The 2934-nt window shown below is 60.5% G+C and carries 3 protein-coding genes; all 3 read left to right on the plus strand.

The genetic code is table 11. The features are described from left to right. Positions 1-1137, plus strand: a 1137-nt coding sequence (locus tag VIW95_RS11630; RefSeq protein WP_331586614.1) for an acetyl-CoA carboxylase biotin carboxylase subunit, incomplete at its 5' end; no start/stop codon positions are given. 14 nt (positions 1138-1151) lie between these two features. After that, complete coding sequence (locus VIW95_RS11635; protein WP_331586616.1) at positions 1152-1655, plus strand: biotin/lipoyl-containing protein; 504 nt, start codon at positions 1152-1154, stop codon at positions 1653-1655. Between the two features lie 296 nt (positions 1656-1951). After that, on the plus strand, positions 1952-2934 hold a 983-nt coding region (locus VIW95_RS11640), incomplete at its 3' end, for a methylmalonyl-CoA mutase family protein (RefSeq protein WP_331586618.1).

Genomic DNA, 2934 nt, shown 5'->3' on the forward strand with positions numbered 1-2934 from the left:
GGAGTGCCCGTCGTACCAGGTTCGCCGGGAACGCTCGAGACCGAAGCGGAAGTTGCCGCGATCGCGAAGAAGATCGGCTTCCCGATTATGGTCAAGGCCGCGGCGGGTGGCGGCGGGAAGGGCCTGCGCTTCGTTGAGAACGCCAAGGACCTCGCGTCGGTGGTGCGCACGGTCGCGAGCGAGGCCAAGTCGTCATTCGGCGACGGCCGTTTTTACGTCGAGAAATTCCTCAAGCAGCCGCGCCATATCGAAGTGCAGGTGCTCGCCGACTCGCACGGCAACACCGTCCACGTCTTCGAGCGCGAATGCTCGATTCAGCGGCGCCATCAGAAGGTCGTCGAGGAATCGCCGTCGCCGTTTATCACACCGAAGATGCGGGCCGAGATGGGCGAGGTCGCGGTGCGCGCTGCCAAAGCCGTGAACTACGTCAGCGCCGGCACGATCGAATTCCTGGTTGACGCGGACCGCAATTTTTATTTCCTCGAGATGAACACCCGCATCCAGGTCGAGCATCCTGTGACCGAGCTGGTGTCGGGTATCGACCTCGTGCGCACGCAAATCGAAATCGCTGCGGGCGCGAAACTCCCGTTCAAACAAAAGGATCTCGCGCAGCGCGGTTGGGCAATCGAGTGCCGCATCTATGCGGAAGATCCCTCGGCCGGATTCGTACCGGCGCCGGGAAAAATCGAGACGCTGAGATTTCCCGACGGTCCCGGCGTCCGCAACGACGCGGGCGTTTATGCTGGCGCCGAAGTGCCGGTCTTTTACGATCCGATGATCTCGAAGCTGGCAGTGTGGGGCGCGGATCGCGACCAGGCAATCGACCGGATGCGCCGCGCGCTCGGCGAATTCGTTATCTCAGGAGAACTGCGCACGAATCTGGATTTCCATCGCTGGATCATGACGCATCCGAAGTTTCTAAAGGGCGACTTCGATACCAATTTCATCAACCGCGAATACCATCCGAATGAAAACGGCGCGGCGCCGCGCGGTGCGGAACTAGCCGCGATTTTTCTCGCCGCGATCGCCGCGCAGAAGAACACCAATCACAGCAACGGCGCCGGCACGCAGCCGGTGGCCGCGCCGAATACGTCTGCGTGGCGGATGCTCGGCCGGCTCGACATGCTGCGGAGATAGCTGGACACTTACAGATGCGCTACCTCGCGACGCTCGACGGCAAGGAACACGAAATCGAGATTGAAGAGCTCGCCGCTGACTCGTTCTCGATTACTTTCGGCAAGAATCGTTTCGAGGCTGATTTGCGCAGGGTCGGGCCGGTGTCCTTTTCGGTGATCGTTGACAATCGCTCGTTCGATTTCGACGTGGCACGCGACGGCGACGAAACCGTGGTCGCTTCGCGGAGCGGCTCGACGCGGCTGACCATCGCCGACGCAGCCCGACGCACGGCGCGCGCGGCCGGCAAGCGGCGCGAGGTCAGCGGCCGCGTGGAAATAAAATCCGCGATGCCGGGACGGGTCGTCAACCTGCTGGTCGCGGCCGGCGACGAAGTCAAAGCGGGCCAGGGAATCATCGTCGTCGAAGCGATGAAGATGGAAAATGAAGTCAAAGCGCCCAAGGCTGGCAAAATCGTTGAAGTGAAAGTGGCCGCAGGTCAGGCGGTCGAGAAGGGCCAACTGATGATGGTTATCGAGTAGGAGACGCAGCGGTAGTATCTCAGTTTGAGAAAACCGATGAATTGTGAAGTCTATGATCGCTTGTGGAATGAGTTCGAGGAACGCAATCGCGAACACATCGCCGCTGCTGAGCGGAAGCGAATAACTCCAAGACCTTCGGAGGAATATGAAAAAGCGCGCGCGGACGAGCGGATGGCTTCGCGTCGTGAACGAAATGCGCTGAGGCGAGCGAACTTTCATGTCGCGGAGCACCGTTGCAACACTTCAAACTGAAACACTACCGACCCAGCGTATTCCACTGGTAGAGTGAAGGTACGATGCCTGACGACGATCGCAAAATCGCAGACGCCCGCAAAGATTGGGAGGAACGCAAACTCAATCCGTCGCTGAAGCGCGGGCCGGAGCGCAAAGATAAGTTCGTCACGAGCTCGGGAATCGACGTCAAGCGGGCGTACGATCCCGAAGACCTGAACGACTTCGATTTCGTCAACGACCTCGGTTTTCCCGGCGAGTATCCGTTTACGCGGGGCGTGCAGCCCACGATGTATCGCGGGCGGCTGTGGACAATGCGCCAGTACGCGGGCTTCGGCAGCGCGGAAGAATCAAACCGCCGCTACCGTTACCTGTTCGAGCAGGGTCAGACGGGACTCTCAGTTGCGTTCGATCTACCGACGCAGATGGGCCGCGATTCGGATCATCTGCTGGCCGACGGCGAGGTCGGTCGCGTGGGCGTGCCGATTTGTTCGCTGGCCGACATGGACGTACTGCTGGCTGAGCTGCCGCTCGACAAAATTTCAACCTCGATGACGATCAACGCGACCGCGTCGATCCTGCTGGCATTGTACCTGGTCGTCGCGGAGCGCCGCCGCGTCAGCTGGAGCAAGGTCAACGGCACGATCCAGAACGACGTGCTGAAGGAATACGTCGCGCGCGGGACGTACATCTATCCGCCGCGCGGCTCGATGCGGATCATCACCGACATTTTCAGTTTTGCGACGAAGGAAGTTCCGAACTGGAATACGATTTCGATTTCCGGCTACCACATCCGCGAGGCCGGCTCGACCGCCGCGCAGGAACTCGCGTTCACGATCGCCGACGGGATCGCATACGTCGATGCGGCGCTCAAGGCGGGGCTGCAGATCGACGCGTTCGCGAGCCGGCTGTCGTTTTTCTTCAACGTGCACAACAATTTCTTCGAAGAGATTGCGAAGTTCCGCGCGGCGCGCCGGATGTGGGCGCGCATCATGAAGGATCGCTTTGGCGCGAAGGACGAGCGCTCGATGATGATGCGCTTTCATGC

Source organism: Binatus sp. (SeqCode) (assembly GCF_036522015.1).
GTDB lineage: Bacteria > Desulfobacterota > Binatia > Binatales > Binataceae > Binatus.